The sequence below is a fragment of the Streptomyces sp. NPDC002817 genome, assembly GCF_053592055.1.
In genome coordinates this window covers 76,453-92,582 of the sequence record NZ_JBSFUY010000031.1, presented here as the reverse complement: position 1 = coordinate 92,582, position 16,130 = coordinate 76,453, and the positions used below count along the sequence as shown (strand labels likewise).

Below are 16,130 nucleotides of genomic sequence, written 5' to 3'. Positions count from 1 at the left end.
GCCCGCGAGATCGCCGACCGGCAGCCGGACGCCTGACTCGGGGGTTCGCATTGGCCACACAGAATCCGGATGAGCGCAGGATCGATTCTGCGGCGCGGTTGAAAGCGGGCCGTGTACGTCGGCCGTTTCCGCGTCCGTTGCGGCGCCAGCGTCAGGAAGAGCTGCTGCTGGACGTCCTGCGCCAACTCGCCTTCCTCACCGAGGAGATCAGGAACGCGAACCTGCTTCAGCTGCACCGCATCGCGGCGGAGCAGGTGGACCGGGCGATGTCGGACCCCGCGCTGGCGGAGGCCATGAGCACCCTTGAGGAACTCTCCGACCGCAAACGTCGCCAAGCGCTGTTCGTCAATCGCGAGTACAGCGCGATCCTCCTCGGCCATCGCATCGGCGCCTACGGCTGGGAGGAACTCATCGGCCATCTGAGGGTGTTGGCTCGCAACCCGATCTTCGGCGAGTACTGGGAGACGACCCGCGAACACCGCCGCAGCCTGCCTCGTCACTCGATGGAGGCGAAGGTCGGGGACGCAGTCGACGTGATCGTCGAGGAGCTTGGCGACGATCCGGACGAGTGGTGGGTCGTGGGCCCTGATGGGGAGCCTGACGCCTGACGGAGCGTCATCTTCTCGTGCTACCGCGGCCGGACACGGCCGTGTGGCCAGTTACTTCCAACGTGTGAGATTTATCACTGCATTGAGTGGATTGGGGAGCCATTCCCGTCCTGACGGGCAGTGATAAACAGTTGGGCTCGATGTCATCGTGTCCGGTTCCTGTGGCTCCTCGGAACCGGACTTCATCTATGTGGCCATAGAAAAGGGCTCCCGCGTGCACAGCGAACTCCCTGCCGTCAGCATCCTCCGCCGTATCGGCGACTCGCCTCGCCTACGAGGGTCCATGACAGGCGAGACCTGCCCCGATCTCTTCGAGCTGAGTGACGGCAGCTTCGCGGTCATCGGTACGGATCGCACCGAAGAACTGGATGCGCAGCTGCCGGCGGACGCCGCCCGCGCCGACTACGAACGCATCGTCGTCATCACGCGAGACACCCTCCTCCGTGCCAAGAGAGACATCCCCGACGCCTGACGCCGAGGGCCCGGATGCCGTACCGCATCCGGGCCCTCCGCATGTTCGCCGACCGTCAGCCGACGACCGTCCAGGTGTCGCCGCCGGCGAGGAGCGCCGCCAGATCCCCCTTGCCGTTCTGCTCGATCGCCGCATCCAGCTGGTCGGCCATCTGCGTGTCGTAGACGGGGCGTTCGACGGAGCGGAGGACACCGATCGGGGTGTGGTGGAGGGTGTCCGGGTCGGCGAGGCGGGAGAGGGCGAAGGCGGTGGTCGGGGACGTGGAGTGGGCGTCGTGGACCAGGACCTGGGATTCGGTCTCCGGCGTGACCGTGACGACCTTCAGGTCACCCGTCGCCACGTCGCGGACCACGCCGCGCGAGCCGTCGGTGCCGAAGCGGATCGGCTGCCCGTGCTCCAGCCGGATCACGGCCTCCTCGGCTTGCTGCCTGTCCTTGAGGACTTCGAAGGCGCCGTCGTTGAAGATGTTGCAGTTCTGGTAGATCTCGACGAGCGCCGTGCCCGGGTGGGCGGCTGCCTGGCGGAGTACCTCGGTGAGGTGTTTGCGGTCGGAGTCGACCGTGCGCGCCACGAAGGACGCTTCCGCGCCGATGGCCAGGGACACCGGGTTGAAGGGGGCGTCCAGCGAGCCCATCGGCGTCGACTTGGTGATCTTGCCGACCTCCGACGTCGGGCTGTACTGGCCCTTGGTCAGGCCGTAGATCCGGTTGTTGAACAGCAGGATCTTGAGATTGACGTTGCGGCGCAGGGCGTGGATGAGGTGGTTGCCGCCGATCGACAGCGCGTCGCCGTCGCCGGTCACCACCCACACGCTCAAGTCCCGCCTGGAGGTGGCCAGTCCGGTCGCGATCGCGGGCGCACGTCCGTGGATGGAGTGCATGCCATAGGTGTCCATGTAGTACGGGAAGCGGGAGGAGCAGCCGATGCCGGAGACGAAGACGATGTTCTCCTTGGCCAGGCCCAGTTCCGGCATGAAGCCCTGCACGGCGGCGAGGATCGCGTAGTCACCGCAGCCGGGGCACCAGCGCACTTCCTGATCGGACTTGAAGTCCTTCATGGACTGCCGGCCCTCGGCCTTGGGAACGAGCGAGAGTGCCTCGATCGCGCCCGTGCCTTCCGTGGACGTCTCAGCCATCGATGGCCTCCTTGAGAGCCGTGGCGAGCTGCTCGGCCTTGAACGGCATGCCGTTCACCTGGTTGTACGAGTGGGCGTCGACCAGGTACTTCGCCCGGATCAGCGTGGCGAGCTGCCCGAGGTTCATCTCGGGGATCACCACCTTGTCGTAACGCTTCACGACCGTGCCGAGATTCCGCGGGAACGGGTTGAGGTGGCGCAGATGAGCCTGTGCGATGGACTCCCCGGCCGCTCGCAGTCGCCGTACCGCTGCCGTGATCGGTCCGTAGGTCGAGCCCCAGCCCAGGACGAGGGTGTGTGCCTCGTGGGGGTCGTCGACTTCCAGGTCCGGTACGTCGATGCCGTCGATCTTGGCCTGCCGGGTGCGGACCATGAAGTCGTGGTTGGCGGGGTCGTAGGAGATGTTGCCGGTGCCGTCCTGCTTCTCGATGCCGCCGATGCGGTGTTCCAGGCCGGGCGTGCCGGGGATCGCCCACGGGCGGGCCAGGGTCTGCGGGTCGCGCTTGTACGGCCAGAAGACCTCGCTGCCGTCGTCCAGGGTGTGGTTCGGCCCCTGGGCGAACTGGACGGTCAGGTCGGGGAGTTCGTCGACGTCCGGGATCCGCCAGGGCTCCGAGCCGTTGGCCAGATAGCCGTCGGACAGCAGCATCACCGGCGTGCGGTACGTCAGCGCGATCCGTGCCGCCTCCACCGCCGCGTCGAAACAGTCCGCCGGCGTCATGGGCGCGATCACCGGAACCGGCGCCTCGCCGTTGCGGCCGTACATCGCCTGGAGCAGGTCCGCCTGCTCGGTCTTGGTCGGCAGGCCCGTGGACGGCCCGCCGCGCTGGATGTCGATGACCAGCAGCGGCAGTTCCAGGGAGACGGCCAGGCCGATGGTCTCCGACTTCAGGGCGACGCCCGGACCGCTGGTCGTCGTCACCGCGAGGCTGCCGCCGAAGGCCGCGCCCAGTGCCGCGCCGATGCCCGCGATCTCGTCCTCCGCCTGGAAGGTGCGGACGCCGAAGTTCTTGTGCTTGCTCAGCTCGTGCAGGATGTCGGACGCCGGGGTGATCGGATACGAACCCAGGAACAGTGGCAGGTCCGCCTGGCGGGATGCGGTGACCAGTCCGTAGGACAGGGCCAGGTTTCCGGAGATGTTGCGGTAGGTGCCGGTGGGGAACGCGGTGGCGGCGGGTGCGACCTCGTAGGAGACGGCGAAGTCCTCGGTGGTCTCGCCGAAGTTCCAGCCGGCGTGGAAGGCGGCCAGGTTCGCCTTCATGATCTCGGGTTTCTTGGCGAACTTGGTCTTCAGGAAGCGTTCGGTGCCCGCGGTGGGGCGGTGATACATCCAGGACAGGAGGCCGAGCGCGAACATGTTCTTGCTGCGTTCGGCTTCTTTGCGGCTGAGGTCGAATTCCTTGAGGGCCTCGACGGTCAGGGTGGTCAGGGGGACGGGGTGGAGCCTGTAGCCGTCCAGGGAGCCGTCTTCCAGCGGTGAGGCCGCGTACCCGACTTTCTGCATGGCCCGTTTGGTGAACTCGTCGGTGTTGACGATGATTTCGGCGCCGCGTGGCAGGTCGCCGATGTTGGCTTTGAGGGCGGCCGGGTTCATCGCGACCAGGACGTTCGGCGCGTCGCCCGGAGTCAGGATGTCGTGGTCGGCGAAGTGCAGCTGGAAGGACGAGACTCCGGGCAGGGTTCCGGCGGGCGCCCGGATCTCGGCGGGGAAGTTCGGCAGTGTGGAGAGGTCGTTGCCGAAGGTCGCTGTCTCGGAGGTGAAGCGGTCGCCGGTGAGCTGCATACCGTCACCCGAGTCGCCCGCGAAGCGAATGATCACCCGGTCCAGCCGGCGGACGTCCTTGGTCCCTGCCGGTTTGCGCTGCTCTCCCACGACGGCTTCGTCGGCCTGCTCCGCTGGGCTACTGACCTGGCTGGTCACTGAACTGGACCTCCTTCGAGGCAGCTGTCCGGGACAGGCCCTCCCGCAGGCCCACCCAGGATCAACCCTACGTCCGTAAGGGTCGCCTTCCTGTGGCCATTCGCATGATGGACACGATTTTGAGACGGTCCGTCGCCCTGACTTGTCATGATTTACTCGCCCCCCGGCGCTTCCCTACAAGACGCTCCCCGCTGACGTTCGGTTCTGGACCCCCTTATCGGGTGTCACCCATATGGCTGACACGGTGTCAGGGCGTCAGGAGTTCAGATAGGTGAGGACCGCAAGAACACGTCGGTGATCCCCGTCACTCGGGGAGAGGCCCAGCTTCAGAAAGATGTTGCTGACGTGCTTCTCGACAGCGCCGTCGCTCACCACGAGCTGCCGCGCGATCGCCGAGTTCGTCCGTCCCTCGGCCATCAGCCCGAGCACCTCCCGCTCCCGCGGGGTGAGTCCCGCGAGCACGTCCTGCTTGCGGCTGCGGCCCAGCAACTGCGCGACGACCTCCGGGTCCAGCGCCGTACCGCCCTCGGCGACCCGTACAACCGCGTCCACGAACTCACGAACCTCGGCTACCCGGTCCTTGAGGAGATAGCCGACGCCGTGACTGGAACCGGCGAGCAGTTCCGTCGCGTACCGCTCCTCCACGTACTGCGACAGCACCAGGACCCCGAGTCCGGGATGGGCCTTCCGCAGCTGTACGGCGGCCCGCACCCCTTCGTCGGTGTGCGTCGGAGGCATCCGCACATCGGCGACGACGACGTCGGGCAGCTCCCCCTGTGCGTCCAGCTCGGTAATGGTCTTGACCAGTGCCTCCCCGTCGCCGACACCGGCGACGACGTCGTGCCCACGGTCGGTCAGCAGCCGGGTCAGCCCTTCCCTGAGCAGAACCGAATCCTCGGCGATGACCACCCGCACCCTGTCCTCCACGATCCTCGGTCCCCCCACAGCCCGCCTCCGCGCCCGACTCCCCGACGGGCGAAGTCCAGCATTCCAGCATTCCCATCCCGGTGCGCCGGGGCGACGGGAATCAATGGGAATACGTGCATGGCACGGCGGGTTTCGGCCTCCTGCTAGGCCTGTTGTCGATCATCCGGTGCCGAAAGCGAGGGGAAAGGCCCACGCGGGCATCGAGACGGTGACGGGACTGGAGGCGAGAAGGGCGCCAGGTACCTCGACCGCGGCGGTTACGCGGAGTACGCGGTCGTACCGGCCGAGTGCGCCTCCCCGACGCCGTCGACCCGCGCAAGGACGGGTCCGTGTCTTCGTCTTTCAGCCCGTCCGGCGTTGAGGACGAGGCCCTTTCGGGGCCGATGGGGGGGCTGGGGGCTGGAGGCGGAGCCTCCAGGGACCGGGGTCGAAGGGGCAGCGCCCCTGGGGATGGGAACGGGTGAGGGCGGCGGGGGGCGAAAAAGCCCCCCGCCGCCCTCACCTGGGCGCCTGCTCACCCCAACGCCCGCTCCCCCCGCCAAGGCAACTCCGCCGTGACCCGCGTAGGCCCTCCCACCGGCGAATCCACCACCAGAATCCCGTCCACCGCACCCAGCCGCTCCGCCAGCCCACCCAGCCCGGACCCCGCAGCCGTATCGGCACCCCCCACCCCGTTGTCCACGACCTGCAGCATCAACCGGTTCTCCACCCGCCACACGTCCACGGCCGCCCACGTCGCCCGCGAATGCTTGCTGATGTTCTGCAGCAGCTCCGACACCGTGAAGTAGGCGATCCCCTCGATCGCCGGCGCCGGCCGAGCCGGAAGATCCACCTCCACCTGCACCGGCACCGTGCACCGCGACGCCACCGAGGACAACGCCGCATCCAGCCCGCGATCCGTCAGCACCGCCGGATGAATCCCGCGCGCCAGATCCCGCAGCTCCTGCAGCGCCGTCTTCACCTCACCGTGCGCCTCGTCCACCATCCGGGCCGCGGCCTCCGGATCCTCCGTGAGCTTCTCCTTCGCCAGCCCCAGATCCATCGCCAGCGCGACGAGCCGGGCCTGCGCCCCGTCGTGCAGATCGCGCTCGATCCGCCGCAGATCCGCCGCCGCCGTGTCCACCACGACCCCCCGGTCCGACTCCAGCTCCACCACCCGCGTGGCCAGCCGGGACGGCCCGAGCAGCCCGTGCACCATCACCCGGTCCACCATCGTCAACGCCCGCACGATCCACGGCGTGGCCAGCGTGAACAACAGCCCCACCAGCGCGGTCACCCCGATCTCGAACGGGTTGTCGAGATAGATGTGGTGGGTCTCGTCGCCGTACAACTGAAGCCCGTCCTGACCGCCGTACACCGGAAAGAGCCAGAACCACAGCGGATACGTCAGCAGCGCCCACCCGTACGCCCAGAAGTTCACGGCGACGACGAACGAGAACACCGCCCACGGCAGATGGATCACCGAGTACAGCAACGTCCGCCAGGACGTGCCGCTCTTCAGCACGGCCCCCATCCACGCCAGAAACCCGTTCCCCCGCATCCGGAGCGGCTCCGGGTCGGCGACATCGAGCTCCAGCAGCCCCCGCGCCCGCGCCCGCTCCAGCGCCCCGAACCCCCGGCACCCGGCCAGCCCCGCCGCCATGACCGGAATCCCGAGGAACGTCACCAGCAGCCCGGCGCCGACCGCCACCATCGTGACGGCGTACGTGAACAGCACGATGCTGATCGGCAGGCCCAGCAGCACATATCCGAACTCCCGCCAGGTGCGCCCCTCGAACGGCGCCCGCAGCCCCGTCGGCAGCCGGCGCCGCCGCGTCCCCTCGTCGAGGAACCCGTAGCTCTGTCCGTAGTCCGTGGCCATCGGCGTCGTCCTTCTCTCGTCCCCCGCCCGGGGTGCCTGGAGTGTGGTGTCGCTGTCGTACCTCCACCCTGCTGGGCCGCAGGTCGGCGGACCATGGAGTCCGTCGGCGTCTTGGGAGGGGGGTTTTCCCTACCCCGGCCTGACCTGCGTCACCTGCGGCCGGTGTCGAACGACCGGTCCCGCCACGGCAGCTCCGCCGTCACCGTCGTAGGACCACCCGGCGGGGAGTCGATGACGAACAGACCGTCGACGGCGTCGAGACGTTCCGCGAGGCCCTGCATACCGGTGCCGCCGTCGAGGCGGGCGCCGCCGCGGCCGTCGTCCCACACCTGGATGAGCAGCCGCTCCTCCGTGCGCCACACGTCGACGGATGCGGTCCTCGCCCCGCTGTGCTTGCTGACGTTCTGCAGCAGCTCGGACACCGTGAAGTAGGCGATGCCCTCGATGGCCGCGGCCGGTCTGGCGTTCAGATCGGCCGTCACCTTCACCGGCACCGTGCAGCGCGAGGCGACGGAGGACAGGGCGGCATCGAGCCCGCGGTCGGTGAGTACGGCGGGATGGATGCCCCGCGCCAGATCCCGCAGCTCCTGGAGCGCGAGCTTCACCTCGCCGTGCGCCTCCGAGACCATCGCCGCCGCGTACTCGGGGTCCTCCAGCAGCTTCTCCTTCGCCAGACCCAGGCCCATCGCCAGATTGACCAGCCGGGCCTGCGCCCCGTCGTGCAGATCGCGCTCGATGCGCCGCAGATCGGACGCGGCCGCGTCCACCACGACCCCCCGGTCCGACTCCAGTTCGGCGATCCGCCGCTCCAACTCGTCGGAGGGCGACAGCAGTCCGCGCACCATCGCCCGGTCCGCGTTGGCGAGGCCCCGCGCGATGAACGGCAGCACCGGCCACAGCACGAACAGCGAGGTCAGCGTGATGGTGAAGGTGAGGATGCCCCACGGCAGCCGGATGAAGTCGTACAGGATCGTGCGCCAGCCCACCGGGTCCTTCAGCATCATCCACAGCTGCTGGAAGAAGCCCGAGTTACTGGTCTTCAACGGCAGCGGACTCGGCTCGTCGATCCGCACCCCGAGCAGCTTCCGGGCCCGCGCCCGCTCCATCGCGCCCAGCTTCCGCGCGCCCATCAGCCCGGCCGCGAGCACGGGGAACCCGATCACGGTCACCGTCAGCATGAAGCCGGTGAACAGCACTGTCGTCACATAGACGAACCCGAGCAACGCCACCGGAAGGTTGACGAGGAGATGCGTGATCTCCTTCCAGGTGTGCGCGTCGTAGGCGAACCGGACGGGCGGAAGCGGCGCGGTGGCCTCGGCTTTCCGTTCCGGGGAGTATCTGGGGCGTTCGGTCATATGGGCTAGCGTGCCGCGCGACGCGCCGCGGCGCCATGAGGCGGGCCGCCATGATGCCCTGGGGAAAACCCCACCCCGGCAGGTTCAGCCCTGACGGGCTGCTTACGGTCTCTTTAGCAGGCCCTAGACTCCCGTGCGTACAGATCGTCGAACAGCGGGTGTCCAGCGATCTTCGGTGTGTTCACAGGGAGCGAGGGGTCGGACGTGCCGGAACAGACCGTCGGGTCGACCGTCGTCGTTGCGGCGGACTACTTCCAGTCGTACTCGGTCGTCGGACTGCTCGCCGTCGTCGGCGTGCTGTTCGTCGCCGTGGCCTTCGGCGCGAGCCGCCTGCTGCGCCCCGTCGTCCCGACCCCCGAGAAACTCCTGACGTACGAGTGCGGCGTCGACCCCGTCGGCGAGGGCTGGGCCCACACCCAGGTCCGCTACTACGTCTACGCCTTTCTCTACGTCATCTTCGCCGTCGACTCGATCTTCCTGTTCCCGTGGGCCACGGTCTTCGCCGCCCCCGGTTATGGCGCGGCCACGCTCGTAGAGATGTTCATCTTCCTCGGCTTCCTGGCCGTGGGTCTGCTGTACGCATACAAGAAGGGCGTCCTGACATGGACGTGACCCCCTCGGAACCGGTGCTGCTCCCCGAGCCGAAACGGCTGGGCGCCCTGGCTCGCCTCGCCCCCGAGCCGATGAAGGTGGTCCTCAACTGGGGCCGCCGCTACTCGCTCTGGGTCTTCAACTTCGGCCTCGCCTGCTGCGCGATCGAGTTCATCGCCGCGTCGATGGCCCGCCACGACTTCATCCGCCTCGGCGTGATCCCCTTCGCACCGGGCCCCCGCCAGGCCGACCTCATGGTCGTCTCCGGCACCGTCACCGACAAGATGGCCCCGGCGGTCAAGCGCCTCTACGAGCAGATGCCGGAGCCCAAGTACGTCATCTCCTTCGGCGCCTGCTCCAACTGCGGCGGCCCGTACTGGGACTCGTACTCCGTGACGAAGGGCGTCGACCAGATCATCCCGGTCGACGTCTACGTCCCCGGCTGCCCACCCCGCCCCGAGGCCCTGCTCCAGGGAATCCTCAAACTCCAGGAGAAGATCGCCCGCGAGTCGCTGGGGGAGCGGTACGGGGTGACTGGCGGGCGAGCGTCGACGGCTGCGCTGCAGAGCGGGTTGGTGCGGGGGCCGGGGTCGGCTTCGGGGACGGCGGCTGGGCCGGATTCGGGCGGGGCTTCGGGGGCGGTGGCCGGGTCGGGTGCGGGATCGGCTGCCGGTGCCGGTGCCGGTGCCGGTGCGGGTGCGGGTGCCGGTGCGGGTGCGGGCTCGGCGGTCGGGTCGGCTTCGGAAGAGGCTTCGGGCTCGGCGGCTGGGTCGCCTCCGGGCGCGGCTTCGGGTTCGGAGTCGGCTTCGGGCTCCGCTTCAGGTACGGCTACTGATCCGAGCTCGGGCGCGACGTCCGGCCCCGCCTCGGGCTCGGCTTCCGGTTCGTCCGACGGTCCTGCCTCGGGGGAGGAACGATGACCGCGGTCGGCTGGCTGCCCGCCCCCGCCGAGGAACTCTTCGGTGCCGAGGCCACGGCCGAGGAGTCGTACGAGGTCCTGACGGTGGACGTGCCGCCGGCATCCTGGATCACGGCGCTGGAGACGGCACGCGACGAACTGGGCTGCACCTACTTCGACTGGCTGAGCGCGGTCGACGAGCCGGGCACGGGCTTCCGCGTCGCCGTACACGTCGCGGCCCTGTCGCCGGTACGCCGCCTGCTGCTGCGCACCACCGTCCCGCACGAGTCCCCGACCCTGCCCAGCGCCGTGGACGTGTTCGCGGGCGCGGCCTGGCACGAACGCGAGACGCACGAAATGTTCGGCGTCGTCTTCGAGGGCCACCCCGCCCTGGACCACCTCCTCCTCCCCGAGAACTTCGAGGGCCACCCCCTGCGCAAGGACTTCGTCCTGGCAGCCCGGGTCGCCAAGGCCTGGCCCGGCGCCAAGGAACCGGGCGAGTCCGAACACGGCGGCCCCAAACGCCGCCAGATGCTCCCCCCAGGCGTCCCCGACCCGAACGAATGGGGCCCCCTGAAAGGCCAACTCCCCCCAGCCCCGACCCGCCCCGCCCGAGCCGCCGGAGCCCGAGCGGCGGGAACCGGGACAGCGGCAGAACGTCCGCCCCGAGCGGCCGGCGAACGCCCGGTACGCCGCGCTCGCACCGCGGCGGCAGGTTCGGCGAGTCAGGCGGAGGGAGCCGAGGATCCGGCTGCCGCTCCGCGTCCGAGTCAGGCGGAGGGGGGCGCGCCTCCGGCTGCCGCACCGCGCCGTTCCCGCACCGCGGCGGAGGGCTCGGCGAGCCAGACGGAGACGCCCTCGTCGTCAGGTGCGCCGACGACTGGGCCGCGTGGCGCTGGTACGGCGGAGGACTCGGCGAGTCAGGGCGACGCAACGGCAGCTGAGGGCTCGGTAAGCCAGTCAGAGACGCCCGCGTCTTCGGGTACGGCGGCCGGGCCGCGCCGCGCTCGTACTGCTGCGGAGGGGTCCGCCAGCCAGGCCGCCGCGCCCCCCGAGCCTCCGGCTCCGGGCACCGACGACTCTCCGTCGGGCACCGGCACGCCAGCCGGACCACGTCGTGCGCGCAGCGCGAGCGAGCGCTCGGCGTCCCAGCGTCCCGGACCGGCCACCGCCCCCTCCGGCCCCCGCCGGTCCCGCAGCGCCTCAGACGGCTCGGCGAGCCAACTGACCACGCCCGACGACCCGTCATCGCCCGCCCCGACCGAGGACACCTCAAGCGCCGAGGCCACACCCCCGAAGCCCGCCACGGCCCCCCGCAGCCCCGACGCCCCGTGGCACCACGCCCGCCCGGCCTTCGACGAGCTGCCAACCGACCGAAAGCCCGAGACCAAACCGCTCCCGCTCCCGCTCCCGGAGCCGGAGCCGGAGCCAGGGCCGAAGCCGCGCCCGGAGTCGATGGCTGAGCCAGAGGCCCCGCCCAGCGTGGCCCCCACCTCCGCTCCAGCCCCCGAGGCCGACTCCGCCCCCACCCCCGAAGAACCCCCGGGAACCTCCGTAAAGCCTGAAGCGCCCGAAGATCCCGCAACTCCCGAGAACCCCGCAGGAGGCCCGCAGTGAACGACGCTCTCGACGTCGCCCTGCGACTCCTGATCGTCTTCGTCGTCTTCCTCACCTTCCCCCTGATCGTCGGCCAGACCGAACACAAGGTCATGGCTCACATGCAGGGCCGCCTCGGCCCCATGTACGCCGGCGGCTTCCACGGCTGGGCCCAACTCGTCGCGGACGGCGTGAAGTTCGTGCAGAAGGAAGACGTCGTGCCCGCGGGCGCGGACCGCCGTATCTTCCAACTCGCCCCCGCAGTCGCCCTCCTGCCCTACCTCCTGGTCCTCCTCGCGATCCCCATCGGCCCCGGCGAGGGTGCCGTCGGCGAGGTCATCGACGCAGGCGTCTTCTTCGTCCTGGCCGTCATGGGCGTGGGCGTCCTCGGCTCACTCATGGCCGGCTGGGCCAGCGCCAACAAGTTCTCCCTCCTCGGCGGTCTCCGCACCGCCGCCCAACTCCTCGCCTACGAACTCCCGATGCTTCTGACCGCCGCCTCCGTCGCGATGGCGGCCGGCACGGTCTCCCTCCCCGGCATCGTCGACGCCTTCGAGTGGTGGTGGCTGCCCTGGCAGATCGTCGGCGCGATCGTCTTCTTCGTCGCCGGCCTCGCCGAACTCCAGCGCCCGCCCTTCGACATGCCGGTCGCCGACTCGGAGATCATCTTCGGCGCGTACACCGAGTACACCGGCCTCCGCTTCGCTCTGTTCCTCCTCGCCGAGTACGCCGGCATCGTCGTCCTGTGCGGCCTGACCACCGTCCTCTTCCTGGGCGGCTGGCACGGCCCTTGGGGTGCCGACGGCCTCGGCTGGGTCTGGACCCTGCTGAAGGCCGCGATCCTCGCCTTCCTCGTCATCTGGCTGCGTGTGACCTATCCCCGCCTGCGCGAGGACCAGCTCCAGAAGCTCGCCTGGACCCTCCTCGTCCCCCTCTCCCTCGCTCAGATCGCCCTCACCGGCATCGTCAAGGTGGTGATCTCCTGATGGCTGAGTCGCTCCCGCCCACCCGGTCCCGGTTTCCCGGCGCCGGCCTCGCCAAGGGCCTGGCCGTCACCCTCCGGACGATGACGAAGAAGACCGTCACCGAGCAGTACCCCGACGTTCAGCCCGACCTCCCGCCCCGGACCCGCGGTGTCATCGGCCTGTTCGAGGAGAACTGCACCGTCTGCATGCTGTGCGCCCGGGAGTGCCCGGACTGGTGCATCTACATCGACTCGCACAAGGAGACGGTCCCGGCGGCCGCCCCCGGCGGCCGTGAGCGCAGCCGCAACGTCCTCGACCGCTTCGCCATCGACTTCTCCCTGTGCATGTACTGCGGTATCTGCATCGAGGTCTGTCCTTTCGACGCCCTGTTCTGGTCCCCGGAGTTCGAGTACGCCGAGACCGACATCCGTGAACTCACCCACGAACGCGACAAGCTCCGCGAGTGGATGTGGACCGTCCCGGCCCCACCGGCCCTCGACCCCGCGGCCGAGGAGCCGAAGGAGATCGCGGCCGCCCGCAAGACCGCCGAGAAACTGGCAGCGGCCCAGGCCGAACCGACCGAGCCCCGGTCCGGGCAGTCGACCGGGCCGACCGCACCCGAGGAAGGTGCGTCATGACCCTCGCCGCAGCCACCGCCACCACGGCGCAGGCCACGCTGACCAAGGCTCACGCCACCGTCGTCGCCGCCACCGAAACCCACGGCTTCCTCTCGCCGACCGGCGTCGAGATCGCCTTCCTCCTCGTCGGCCTGGTCACCTTCGGTGCCGCCATCGTCACCGTCACCACCCGGCAACTGGTGCACGCCGCCCTGTGGCTGGTGGTGACCCTCGGCGGTCTCGCCGTCGAGTACCTCCTGCTCACCGCGGAGTTCATCGCCTGGGTGCAGGTCCTCATCTACGTGGGTTCCGTCGTCGTTCTCCTCCTCTTCGGTCTGATGCTCACCAAGGCACCCATCGGCCGCTCCCCGGACGCCGACTCCGGCAACCGCTGGGCGGCTCTCACGGTCGCCGTCGCCTCGGCCGCCGCCCTGGTGTGGGTCGTCGTCGACGCTTTCCGCGCGACCTGGATCGACCTGGACGGCCCCGCCGCCGGCTCCACCGAGGCCACCGGAGCGAGCCTCTTCCAGAACTGGGTCCTCCCCTTCGAGGCCCTCTCCGTCCTCCTCCTCGCCGCACTGGTCGGCGCGATCGTCCTGTCCCGCAAGGCGAAGGCGGAGTCGAGCTCTCCCCCTGTGAACTCCCGGCCCGCGAGCGGTAGTTCCCCATCCGCCCCGAATTCCCGTAATCACCCGATCGGGCGAAACAGGTCGGTCGAGCGAACCGAACCGGTCGAACCCAGCGCCCCCGCCGAGCGCACCACCCCGGCCCAGCCCGGCACCGCGGCCGAGCAGGAAGGCGCCCGCTGATGCACCTCGCCTATCCCGCCGTACTCTCCGCCCTCCTGTTCTGCACCGGCCTGTACGGCGTCCTCGCGCGCCGCAACGCGATCCTGGTCCTGATGTCGGTCGAGCTGATGCTCAACGCCGTCAACCTCAACCTGGTCGCCTTCGACGTCTGGCTCAGCAGGACCGCCGAGGAGACCCTCCACTCCGGTCAGGCGCTGACCCTGTTCACCATCGCCATCGCCGCCGCCGAGATCGGCATCGGTCTGGCGATCGTCCTCGCCGTCCACCGCAACCGCGGCACCGCGGACATCGACAGACTCCGCGACACCGCCGAGGGCCACGAGCCCGACCACGCCGACGACTCCGACGCCCCCGCGGCCGAGAAGGCTGAGGCCACCGCGTGACCACCACCACCCTCGCCGTCATCGTCCCCCTCCTTCCGTTCCTGGGCGCGGCCGCCGGCCTGCTCATGGGCCGCACGGCACCCGGCTTCGTCCGCCCGCTCGCCGTCCTGCCGACGCTCACCTCCCTCGTACTGGCCGCTGTCGTCGCCGTACGCCAGGGCGGCGACGAGGCCGTGAACGCCGCCACCGAGCTCACGCCCACCGGCTCGATCCCCATCGAACTCGCCCTGCACATCGACGGCTTCGCCGCCCTGGTCGCCGTACTCGTCGGCCTCGTCGCCACCTGCGTGCAGATCTACTCGACGGGCTATCTGCGCGACGACCCGCGCTATCCCTCCTACGCCGCCCTCGTCTCCCTCTTCACCGCCGCGATGCTCCTCGTCGTCTACTCCGGCGACCTGATGGTGCTGCTGGTGGGCTGGGAGATCATGGGCATCTGCTCGTACTTCCTGGTCGGCCACTACTGGGAGACCCCGGAGGCCCGAGCCGCCTCCATCAAGGCATTCCTGGTCACCAAGCTGGGCGATGTTCCGTTCCTGATCGGTCTGTTCGCGCTCGCCACCGACGCCGGCTCCTTCCGCATCACGAAGGTCCTCGGCGCCGTCGCGCACGGCGGGCTCGACCACCCGACCCTGATCGCCCTGCTGCTCCTGGCGGGCGTGGCCGGCAAGTCGGCGCAGTTCCCGCTGCACACCTGGCTCCCGGACGCGATGGCGGGCCCGACGCCCGTCTCCGCGCTCATCCACGCCGCGACCATGGTCGCTGCCGGTGTCTACTTCATCGCCCGTCTCCTCCCGGTCTTCGAGGCCTCGCAGGCCGCGATGGTGGTCCTCGCCGTGATGGCCGCCGTCACGATGACGGGCTCGGCGCTCGCCGCACTCGCCCAGGACGACATCAAGCGCGTCCTCGCCTACTCGACGATCGGCCAGCTCGGTTACATGACCGGCGCCCTCGCCGTCGGCGACCGCGGTGCCGCCGTCTTCCACCTCCTGTCGCACGGCGCCTTCAAGGCGCTGCTGTTCCTCGCGGCAGGCGTGATCATCCACGCCGCCGGCACCAACTCACTGGCCGCCATGTCCCGCATGGGCCACCTCCGCGACCGTGTGCCGGACGCCTTCTGGACGATGACCGTGGCGCTCCTCGCGCTCGCCGCGATCCCGCCCTTCAGCGGCTTCTTCTCCAAGGAGTCCGTCCTCGGCGCCGCGGAGCACGTCGCCACCGGCCACACCGAGTACGCCCCCGGCGCCGCCGGCTGGGTCGTCCTCGTCGCCGGCCTGCTCACCGCCCTGCTCACCGCGGCGTACGCGACGCGCCTGTGGCTGCTGGCCTTCCACGGCCAGGGTGTGGAGGCCCCCGACCACGGCCGCCAGCCGCTCACCATGACCACGGTCCTGTGGGTCCTCGCGATCCCGTCACTCGCCGTCGGCGGACTCGCCTACCGCGTGCTCCCGGACTGGTTCGACGGCAACGACCTCGCCCCGACCCTCACCACGTCCGTCGTCGGCACCGGCGTCGCCCTGGTCGGCGGCATCGTCACCTATGCCGCCTGGCGGCACACCACTGCGCTCGCCGTCCGCGTCCCGATGGGTGCGGTCGCGGCCCACCCGGACGGCGACGCCGGACTCGTCGAGGCCGAGGCCATCGCCAGCCACGAGCCCGTGTACGGAGACGTGGCCCACGCACCCGACCCGGCCGATCCGGGCCGACTGCTGCTCGGCCCGCTGCACCGGCACGCGGCCGTCGGCTTCCACCTCGACGCCGTGTACTCGGCCCTCTTCGTCCGCCCGGTCCAGGCCGGCGCCACCCTCGTCCGATTCCTCGACCGCGAGGTCGTCGAGACCTACGTACGCGGTGCGGGCGCTCTACCCCGACTGCTGGGCACGGCCGTACGGCGTGCCCAGACCGGAAATGTGCAGACCTATGTGAGCGCGCTGCTCGCCGGCACCGTCGTCCTGGTGGTCGCCGCCGTCCTCGTCGCCACGGGAGCGTGAG

At 69.9% G+C, this 16,130-nt stretch carries 14 protein-coding genes and 1 pseudogene; 10 read left to right on the top strand and 5 right to left on the bottom strand.

The annotated features are described in order from the left end of the window. Positions 1 to 137: 137 nt before the first annotated feature. Both ACWD3I_RS38910 and ACWD3I_RS38905 read left to right on the top strand, forming a co-directional pair. The gene (locus ACWD3I_RS38910; protein WP_365411543.1) at positions 138 to 608 is read left to right on the top strand and encodes a DUF6082 family protein; all 471 of its coding nucleotides are present in this window, start codon (positions 138 to 140) and stop codon (positions 606 to 608) included. A gap of 283 nt (positions 609 to 891) precedes the next feature. Next, the gene (locus tag ACWD3I_RS38905) at positions 892 to 1,080 is read left to right on the top strand and encodes a hypothetical protein (protein WP_365411546.1); all 189 of its coding nucleotides are present in this window, start codon (positions 892 to 894) and stop codon (positions 1,078 to 1,080) included. A 55-nt stretch (positions 1,081 to 1,135) separates the two neighbouring features. On the opposite strand, the gene ACWD3I_RS38900 is transcribed toward ACWD3I_RS38905, so the two are convergent. The 5 genes from ACWD3I_RS38900 to ACWD3I_RS38880 all read right to left on the bottom strand — a co-directional run bounded on the left by ACWD3I_RS38900 (position 1,136) and on the right by ACWD3I_RS38880 (position 8,279). Next, a complete protein-coding gene (locus tag ACWD3I_RS38900) occupies positions 1,136 to 2,215 on the bottom strand; it encodes a 2-oxoacid:ferredoxin oxidoreductase subunit beta (protein ID WP_451084301.1) in 1,080 nt (359 codons plus the stop codon). Next, positions 2,208 to 4,136 carry a 2-oxoacid:acceptor oxidoreductase subunit alpha gene (locus ACWD3I_RS38895; RefSeq protein ID WP_451084300.1) on the bottom strand — a complete coding sequence of 643 codons (1,929 nt, stop codon included), beginning with the start codon at positions 4,134 to 4,136 and terminating at the stop codon, positions 2,208 to 2,210. Before ACWD3I_RS38895 ends, ACWD3I_RS38900 begins: the two co-directional genes overlap by 8 nt. A gap of 255 nt (positions 4,137 to 4,391) precedes the next feature. Further along, a complete protein-coding gene (locus ACWD3I_RS38890) occupies positions 4,392 to 5,051 on the bottom strand; it encodes a response regulator transcription factor (RefSeq protein WP_346779923.1) in 660 nt (219 codons plus the stop codon). 526 nt (positions 5,052 to 5,577) lie between these two features. Further along, entirely contained in the window at positions 5,578 to 6,924 is a 1,347-nt protein-coding gene (locus ACWD3I_RS38885) for a sensor histidine kinase (protein ID WP_365412151.1), read from the bottom strand. A gap of 149 nt (positions 6,925 to 7,073) precedes the next feature. Further along, complete coding sequence (locus ACWD3I_RS38880) at positions 7,074 to 8,279, bottom strand: sensor histidine kinase (protein WP_365412148.1); 1,206 nt, start codon at positions 8,277 to 8,279, stop codon at positions 7,074 to 7,076. Between the two features lie 204 nt (positions 8,280 to 8,483). On the opposite strand from ACWD3I_RS38880, the gene ACWD3I_RS38875 reads away from it, so the two are divergent. The 8 genes and pseudogenes from ACWD3I_RS38875 to ACWD3I_RS38840 all read left to right on the top strand — a co-directional run bounded on the left by ACWD3I_RS38875 (position 8,484) and on the right by ACWD3I_RS38840 (position 16,129). Then, on the top strand, positions 8,484 to 8,891 hold the full coding sequence (locus ACWD3I_RS38875) for an NADH-quinone oxidoreductase subunit A (protein WP_046262868.1): 408 nt from the start codon (positions 8,484 to 8,486) through the stop codon (positions 8,889 to 8,891). Continuing rightward, positions 8,882 to 9,458, top strand: a pseudogene (locus tag ACWD3I_RS38870) (NADH-quinone oxidoreductase subunit B); the annotation flags it as partial. The gene ACWD3I_RS38875 and the pseudogene ACWD3I_RS38870, both read left to right, overlap by 10 nt. A 328-nt stretch (positions 9,459 to 9,786) precedes the next feature. Next, positions 9,787 to 11,385, top strand: coding sequence for an NADH-quinone oxidoreductase subunit C (locus ACWD3I_RS38865; protein ID WP_365412145.1), 1,599 nt, complete (start codon positions 9,787 to 9,789; stop codon positions 11,383 to 11,385). After that, entirely contained in the window at positions 11,382 to 12,350 is a 969-nt protein-coding gene (locus tag ACWD3I_RS38860) for a complex I subunit 1/NuoH family protein (RefSeq protein ID WP_266823358.1), read from the top strand. The genes ACWD3I_RS38865 and ACWD3I_RS38860 overlap by 4 nt, the downstream gene beginning before the upstream one ends. Beyond that, the gene (locus tag ACWD3I_RS38855) at positions 12,350 to 12,967 is read left to right on the top strand and encodes a NuoI/complex I 23 kDa subunit family protein (RefSeq protein ID WP_365412141.1); all 618 of its coding nucleotides are present in this window, start codon (positions 12,350 to 12,352) and stop codon (positions 12,965 to 12,967) included. Before ACWD3I_RS38860 ends, ACWD3I_RS38855 begins: the two co-directional genes overlap by 1 nt. Further along, positions 12,964 to 13,755 (top strand): NADH-quinone oxidoreductase subunit J family protein, encoded by a 792-nt coding sequence (locus ACWD3I_RS38850; protein ID WP_365412139.1) that lies wholly within the window; start codon positions 12,964 to 12,966, stop codon positions 13,753 to 13,755. The genes ACWD3I_RS38855 and ACWD3I_RS38850 overlap by 4 nt, the downstream gene beginning before the upstream one ends. Then, positions 13,755 to 14,138 carry an NADH-quinone oxidoreductase subunit NuoK gene (gene nuoK, locus ACWD3I_RS38845; RefSeq protein ID WP_365412136.1) on the top strand — a complete coding sequence of 128 codons (384 nt, stop codon included), beginning with the start codon at positions 13,755 to 13,757 and terminating at the stop codon, positions 14,136 to 14,138. The genes ACWD3I_RS38850 and nuoK overlap by 1 nt, the downstream gene beginning before the upstream one ends. Then, a complete protein-coding gene (locus ACWD3I_RS38840; protein WP_365412133.1) occupies positions 14,135 to 16,129 on the top strand; it encodes an NADH-quinone oxidoreductase subunit 5 family protein in 1,995 nt (664 codons plus the stop codon). Before nuoK ends, ACWD3I_RS38840 begins: the two co-directional genes overlap by 4 nt. Position 16,130 lies beyond the last annotated feature (1 nt).

Excerpts from the sequence above, each read along its gene's own strand:
- ACWD3I_RS38880 (WP_365412148.1), bottom strand. The coding sequence starts at position 8,279 with ATGACCGAACGCCCCAGATACTCCCCGGAACGGAAAGCCGAGGCCACC.
- nuoK (WP_365412136.1), top strand. The coding sequence starts at position 13,755 with ATGCACCTCGCCTATCCCGCCGTACTCTCCGCCCTCCTGTTCTGCACC.
- ACWD3I_RS38850 (WP_365412139.1), top strand. The coding sequence starts at position 12,964 with ATGACCCTCGCCGCAGCCACCGCCACCACGGCGCAGGCCACGCTGACC.
- ACWD3I_RS38905 (WP_365411546.1), top strand. The coding sequence starts at position 892 with ATGACAGGCGAGACCTGCCCCGATCTCTTCGAGCTGAGTGACGGCAGC.
- ACWD3I_RS38885 (WP_365412151.1), bottom strand. The coding sequence starts at position 6,924 with ATGGCCACGGACTACGGACAGAGCTACGGGTTCCTCGACGAGGGGACG.
- ACWD3I_RS38900 (WP_451084301.1), bottom strand. The coding sequence starts at position 2,215 with ATGGCTGAGACGTCCACGGAAGGCACGGGCGCGATCGAGGCACTCTCG.
- ACWD3I_RS38865 (WP_365412145.1), top strand. The coding sequence starts at position 9,787 with ATGACCGCGGTCGGCTGGCTGCCCGCCCCCGCCGAGGAACTCTTCGGT.
- ACWD3I_RS38855 (WP_365412141.1), top strand. The coding sequence starts at position 12,350 with ATGGCTGAGTCGCTCCCGCCCACCCGGTCCCGGTTTCCCGGCGCCGGC.